6 protein-coding genes are annotated in these 6,968 nt (G+C 68.0%); 4 read left to right on the top strand and 2 right to left on the bottom strand.

The genetic code is table 11. The features are described from left to right. Together WA965_RS04845 and WA965_RS04840 are read left to right on the top strand one after the other, a co-directional pair. The coding region (locus WA965_RS04845; RefSeq protein WP_526447165.1) for an FAD-binding oxidoreductase at positions 1-1,026 on the top strand (1,026 nt) is incomplete at its 5' end. A 12-nt stretch (positions 1,027-1,038) separates the two neighbouring features. Next, entirely contained in the window at positions 1,039-2,436 is a 1,398-nt protein-coding gene (locus WA965_RS04840; RefSeq protein ID WP_526301862.1) for an NAD(P)-binding protein, read from the top strand. On the opposite strand, the gene WA965_RS04835 is transcribed toward WA965_RS04840, so the two are convergent. Continuing rightward, entirely contained in the window at positions 2,433-4,208 is a 1,776-nt protein-coding gene (locus tag WA965_RS04835; protein ID WP_526301864.1) for an MFS transporter, read from the bottom strand. The genes WA965_RS04840 and WA965_RS04835 overlap by 4 nt on opposite strands. Positions 4,209-4,342: 134 nt before the next feature. After that, entirely contained in the window at positions 4,343-5,620 is a 1,278-nt protein-coding gene (locus WA965_RS04830; RefSeq protein ID WP_526301866.1) for a multidrug effflux MFS transporter, read from the bottom strand. Between the two features lie 156 nt (positions 5,621-5,776). Here WA965_RS04830 and WA965_RS04825 point away from each other — a divergent pair, with 156 nt between their 5' ends. Then, entirely contained in the window at positions 5,777-6,520 is a 744-nt protein-coding gene (locus WA965_RS04825) for a hypothetical protein (RefSeq protein WP_526301868.1), read from the top strand. A gap of 263 nt (positions 6,521-6,783) precedes the next feature. Next, on the top strand, positions 6,784-6,968 hold a 185-nt coding region (locus tag WA965_RS04820), incomplete at its 3' end, for a 2-oxoglutarate dehydrogenase E1 subunit family protein (RefSeq protein ID WP_526447167.1).

Genomic DNA, 6,968 nt, shown 5'->3' with positions numbered 1-6,968 from the left:
GGCCTGGTCTTCGGGGTCGACCTGGCGGCGCGGGACACCGCGACGGTCGGCGGCATGGCGTCGACGAACGCCGGTGGTCTGCGCACCGTGCGCTACGGCAACATGGGCGAGCAGGTTCTCGGCCTGGACGTGGTGCTGCCCGACGGGTCGGTGGTGCAGCGGCACAGTCAGGTACGCAGCGACAACACCGGTTACGACCTGGCGTCGCTGTTCGTCGGCTCCGAAGGCACCCTCGGCGTCATCACCGGACTGGATCTACGACTGCACCCCGCCCCCCGGCACCGCGTGACCGCCATCTGCGGGTTCACCGACCTGCACGCTCTCATGGAGACCGGGCGGGTGTTCCGCGACATGGAGGGCATCGCCGCGCTGGAACTGATCGACGCCCGGGCGAGCGTGCTGACCGCCGAGCACGTCGGCGTCGGCACGCCGGTCGAGGGTGCTTGGCAGCTGCTGATCGAGTTGGCCGGCGACGCCGATCTCACCGAGCGACTCGCCGAGGCGCTCGAGTCAGCGGAACTGTCCGGCGAGCCGGCGGTCGGCGTGGACGGCACTGCCCAGCAACGACTCTGGCAGGTCCGCGAGGCGGTCGCGGAGGTGCTGGGGGCCTACGGACCTCCTCTGAAATTTGATGTGTCGCTGCCACTTTCGGCCATCCCGGACTTCGCCGCGGAGTCCGTCGAGCTGGTGGCCGCCCACGCCCCGGACGCGATCCCGGTGTTGTTCGGACATGTCGGCGAAGGCAATCTGCACCTCAACATCGTCCGCTGCGCATTGGCCGGAGACGCTGAGCAGACCCTGTACGCCGCGATGATGGCGCTGATCGCCCGCTGCGGCGGCAACGTCAGCTCGGAACACGGCGTGGGCACCCGCAAGCGCGACTACGTGTCGATGTCACGCACCGATCCTGACATCGCCGCGATGAGGGCGGTGAAGACGGCATTCGATCCGGACGGCTATCTGAACCCCGCTGTGCTCTTCGAACGTCACCGACCCGTCACCGTCACAACCGATGCGGCCACGTAGCGTGTCCGTGCAGTGACACGGATCGAAGCGGATTACCTCGTCGTCGGGGCGGGCGCCATGGGCATGGCGTTCGTCGACACACTGCTGACCGAAACCGACGCGACCGTGGTGCTCGTCGACGAGCACCATCAGCCCGGCGGTCACTGGAACTCGGTGTATCCCTTCGTGCGGTTGCATCAGCCGTCGGCGTATTACGGCGTGAACTCCTGCGCCCTCGGCAATGAGGACTCCGTCGACACCGCCGGCTGGAACGAGGGGTTCTTCGAACTGGCGACCGGCCACGAGGTGTGCGCCTACTACGACCAGGTGATGCGTCACCGGATGCTGCCCACCGGCCGGCTGACCTACTTCCCGTCGGCCCGCTATCTGGGCGGGAGCACGTTTGCCACCCTGGACAGGACCGAACACACCGTGACCGTGCGGCGACGAGTGGTCGACGCGACGTATCTGTTGACCATCGTGCAGTCGATGCGGTCCGGGCCGCCGTTCGCGGTCGCCGACGGGGTCGACGTGGTGACCCCCAACGAGCTGCCCCGGCATGCGCCCGACCGGCAGCACTTCACGATCGTCGGCGGCGGCAAGACCGGGATGGACTGCTGTCTGTGGTTGTTGCGCAACGGAGTTCCGGCCGAGCGGCTTCGGTGGGTCATGCCGCGCGACTCATGGCTGCTGAACCGCGCCAACGTGCAACCGGGTCCGGTCTTCGTCAAGCAACTCCGCAAGTCGATCGGGACCCGGATGACGGCGATCACCGAGGCGACCTCGGTCGATGACCTGTTCACCCGGTTGGAGGCCGACCAGAGCCTGCTCCGCCTCGACCCGACGGTGCGCCCCACCATGTACCACTGCGCGATCGTCTCGCTCGGCGAACTCGAGCAACTGCGTCATGTCGAGGACGTGGTGCGGATGGGCCACATCAACCGGGTCGACCCGGATCAGTTGGTGTTGCAGGGCGGCTCGGTATCGACGCCGGTGCCGTCGTTGTACGTCGACTGCACGACACAGGGACTGCCGCGGCCCCCGTCGGTGCCGGTGTTCGACGGTGACCGGATAACCCTGCAGAGCGTGCGCGGATGCCAGCAGGTGTTCAGTTCGGCGTTCATCGCCCATGTCGAAGCGGCCTACGGGGACGATGAGGCACGCAACGCGCTGTGCGAACCCATCCCGCACCCCGACGCGCCGATCGACTGGCTGCGGATGTTGTTGGCGGACAACCGTGCCCAGGCGCGGTGGCTGCAGGACCCCGAGCTGCTGGAGTGGCTGCAATCTGCCCGGCTCAACGTGCTGCGCGACCTGTTCCTACTGCTCCCGGACAAGCCCCGGGTGCGGGAGAAGGCGATCGGCGCGCTCACGGTGGCACTCAACACCGCCAACGAGCGGCTCGCCGCACTGATGGAGAGCGCGGTTTAGTCCGCTTCCCGCGAATGCCTGCCGCGGGTGCCGAGTTCGTCTCCGCCCATGTGGAAACCGTTGTGCGCGGATCCGATCGGGTCGTCGCCGGGTGATGCGGGCGGTTCCGCCAGCAGCTCATCGACAAGACTGCGCCATTCCCGTTGTGCGGCAGAGGGTCCGGTGGCGGGGACGGGCACCTCGGAAGGCCCCGGTTCGGGGTCGTCCCAGGTCACCTCATACTCGACGTACTCGTCGTCGTCGACGAATGTTTCGTCGTCCCAGTCGTGGTGTTCGCCGTCGCCGGTGGCCGGGTCGGCTACGGCGCCCTGCACAATTCGAGAGTTGGCGAACCCCAGCAGGAGCAGCGCGGCGATGACACCGACAAGCGCGACGAAGGCCGGCAGCAGCATGGCCTGCGACATCGCCGCCGCGAACGGCCCGTGCAGGTACTCGGGTAGCTGGGTGACCGACCCTTCGGTCTGCGGCGTGGCGGCCGTCGCGCCCGGCATCTCGGCGGACAACCGGGACGCCATGAATGCGGCCATGCCCGCGCTGCCGAGCACCGAGCCGACCTGGCGGTTGGTGTTGTAGACACCCGAGCCCGCGCCCGCCAACTGCATCGGCAGGTTTCTGGTCGCGGTGGCGGCCAGCGGCGACCAGATGAACGCCATGCCCACCCCCATGGCGGTCAGGGGCAGCAGCAGGCGCCAGATCGGGGTGGTCGGCGTCATCTCGATCGAGAGCCACGTCAGCCCGATCGCCATCACCGAGAAGCCGAAACCCACCACCGGCCGTGGATGCGACCGGTCGACGATCCTGCCGACCAGCGGCGCCAGCACGCCGGTGGCGACAGCCATCGGCGCGGTCAGCAGAGCGGCCTGAGTGGGCGTCAGACCGCACACTGCCTGGGCGTAGAACATCAGCGGCAGAATCATCGACGTGGCGACGAACCCGATGGTCGCCACCCCCAGGTTGGACATCGAGAAGTCGCGGTCACGGAAGATGACCAGCGGGATGAGCGGCGCGCCGGTGGTGACCGACTGCCAGTAGACGAACGCGGCCATCACCCCGATCCCGATGACGATGGTCGCCCAGATCCACGGCTCCCAGTCGAAGGCCTGCCCCTCCTGCAGCGCGAACACGATCAGGAACATGCCGACGGCCGACAACACCACGCCGGGCACGTCGAACCCCTGCTTCTGGGTGGACAGCGCCGGCACCAACCGGACCGCGACCACCAGGCCGATGATGCCGACGGGCACGTTGACGATGAAGATCCACTGCCATCCCAGGTGCTCCACCAGCACCCCGCCGGCGAGCGGACCCACGAGCGTGGCGACGCCCGCGGTGGCACCCCAGATGCTCATCGCCACCCCGCGGCGGTGAGCGGGGAACGTCCTGGTGATCACCGACAGCGTCTGCGGTGTCAGCAGTGCCGCACCGACGCCCTGGACCATCCGGGCGGCGATCAACATGCCGATGCTGTCGGACAGCCCGCACCACAGCGACGCCACCGTGAAGACCGCCAGCCCCAGCAGGTAGATGTTCTTGGGGCCGTACCGGTCCCCGAGCCGGCCGGACACCAGCAGCGGTACCGCGTAGGCCAACAGGTATGCGCTGGTCACCCAGATCACTGCGTCGTAGTCGGCGCCGAGACTGGACATGATCGCCGGGTTGGCGACGGCGACGATCGTGGCGTCGACCAGGATCATGAAGAACCCGATGAGCAACGCCCACAACGCATGCCACGGATTGGCCTCGTGGGCGCGCGGTCTCACGGTCTCGAACATGGTGGGGTCGGCAGTCTCGTCTGGTGGAGCGGTCGGCGGTCGATCAGCGTGGCATCACGGTACGCGGAGCAGCGGACGGACCGACCGTACGGACCCGCGAGTATCCCGACAAGTCGCGTGACCGACGCGGGCCGTCACGCAGGTTCGGCGATGGCCTCCCCGGCGAGGCGCTCAGCCGCAGCCGACTTGTGCACGCCCGTGACCAGCAGAGCTCCGAGCGCGATCATCACCCCGGCCGACATCACCACCGCCATGGCCAGCTCGTTGTTGCCGAGCACACCCACCAGTGGGGCCACCGCGGCGCCCAAGCCGAACTGTGCGGCCCCCAGGAGTGCTGCCGCGGTACCGGCCGCCTCCTGGTGACGGGTCAGCGCAACAGCCGGAGCATTCGGGATCACCAGCCCCATCGCGGCGAGGATCGCCCAGACCGGCACGATGAAACCGAACACGCCGCCGACCTGGGCGGCCGCCAGCGCCACGAAGACCGCTCCGGACACCGACGCGGCAACCAGCGCCCACACCATGATCTGCTGGGGCGAGAAGCGTCGGAGCAGCACCACGTTGCACTGGGTGGAACCGATCAGCGCGATGGCGCCCGCACCGAACACCAGCGCAAAAGCGGTCTGGTCGAGACCGTAGCGGCCCTGCAGGACAAACGACGCGCCCGAGATGTAGGCGAACAGGCCGGACATGCCCAGTGCCGCGACGAGCACCAGGATGACGAAGCGCACGTCGCGCAGCAGTCCCAGGTAGGTCGCGCCGATCCCCAACACCCTGAGTGGACGCCGGTTCTTCTCCGGCAGCGTCTCGGGCAGTGCGATGGCCGCCATCACCAACAGCGCGCCCGCCAGGACCACCAACGTCGCGAAGATCCAGTGCCAGGACGCCTGGAGCAGCACCACTGCCCCGAGCGACGGCGCGAGCACCGGCGCCACCCCCAGCACGAGCATCAGGCGCGACATCACCGTGGCCGCTGCGTTGTCTTTGTAGAGGTCACCGACGACCGCGATGGCCACGACCATCGCCGCTGCCGCGCCGAAGCCCTGCAGGCCGCGCGCGACGCCGAGCAGCGCGATGTTCGGCGCGAACAGGCACAACAGCGAGGCGACCATGTGCAGCACGATTCCGGCGATCATCGGTTTGCGGCGACCGAGGGAGTCCGACAGCGGGCCGACGATCAATTGTCCCAGCGCCAAGCCGGCGAGGGTGCCGGTCAGCGTCAACTGCACCACCGACGAGGACACCGAGAGGTCCTCGGCGATCTTCGGCAGGGCGGGCAGGTACATGTCGATGGTCAGCGGACCCAGCGCCACCAGGAGTCCCAGGACCACGATCATCCGGGTGCGACCCGGCGGCTGCGCCGCCAGATCGGATTGGGGTCGAGTCACGTCCACGTCACCGGATACTGCCATGCAATTGGTTAGCGTCGCTATCCGATTATTTCTTCCCTGATGCGCAGACAGTGACCGCTATCACCTTCGGGCACGCCATGTCGGCCGCCGTTCGTTTCACAACCATTAGCCTGAGTGCATCCGTCGTAGACGGTTTTGAACAGGAGAGGCCACCGAATGAGTGCCCGATCACGCACCAAGAATCAGTTGCCGGCTGTCAAGGACGAGGATCCGAGCACTGCGGCGAAGGTGCTGTCCCAGATCATCGAGCGCGGCGCCCGCGTCCAGGGCCCGGCTGTCAAGGCCTACGTCGACCGGTTGCGCGAGCACAACCCCGGCGCGACCCCTGCCGACATCATCGACAAGTTGGACAAGCACTATATGGCCGCGGTGATGGCCAGTGGGGCGGCGGTCGGGTCCGCCGCCGCGTTCCCGGGCATCGGCACGCTGATCGCGATGTCGGCAGTTGCCGGTGAAACCGTGGTGTTCCTCGAGGCGACGGCGGTGTATGTGCTTGCCGTCGCCGAAGTGCACGGCATCCCCGCCGAGCACCGTGAGCGCCGCCGCGCCCTCGTGCTGGCCGTCCTCGTCGGCGACGACAGCAAGCACGCAGTCGCAGACCTGCTCGGTCCGGGACGGACCAGCGGGGCGTGGCTGTCCGACGGTGCGGCGTCGCTGCCGCTGCCCGCGGTGTCCCAACTGAACTCCCGACTGCTGCGCTATTTCGTCAAGCGCTACACCCTCAAGCGCGGTGCGATCGCGTTCGGCAAGCTCCTGCCGGTCGGCATCGGAGCCGTCGTCGGCGGTGTCGGCAACCGAATGATGGGCAAGAAGATCGTCGGCCACGCCCGCAGGGCGTTCGGCGACCCGCCGACGCGCTGGCCGTCGCCGTTGCACCTGCTGCCCGCGCCGCGCCAGTAGTCGGACTCCCCGGCCTTTCGGCGGGTCATCCACGCCGCTCGGGTACCCAGGGGTGTGACCGCAATGACCATAAGCACGTTGCGTGGTCCGGTCCCCGGCAGAAGCGCTAGCCTTTACAAGGCGGAAATGCGGGAAACCGCACACCGGGGTTGGATTGGGTGGCCGGCTGCCGCTGGGGGCTGGCTCGAAGCGAAGAATTGAGGCGAACAGCAGCCGTGAATTCACCTTCACCATTCGGTCAGAACGAGTGGTTGGTCGAAGAGATGTACCGCAAGTTCCGAGAGGATCCCTCGTCGGTCGACCCGAGTTGGCACGAGTTCCTCGTCGATTACTCCCCCGAACCCACCGGTGACGCCGCCGCCGTGCGCAGCGCCCCGCGCTCCGCCCCGAGCGGGAACGGAAAATCCGCTCCCACCACCGCGCCCGAACCCGCACCGCCGCCCCCGCC

The organism is Mycobacterium sp. (assembly GCF_049683935.1).
Classification (GTDB): domain Bacteria; phylum Actinomycetota; class Actinomycetes; order Mycobacteriales; family Mycobacteriaceae; genus Mycobacterium.
The sequence above is the reverse complement of the archived record's forward strand: the minus strand, read 5'-3'. Positions and strand labels throughout refer to the sequence as shown.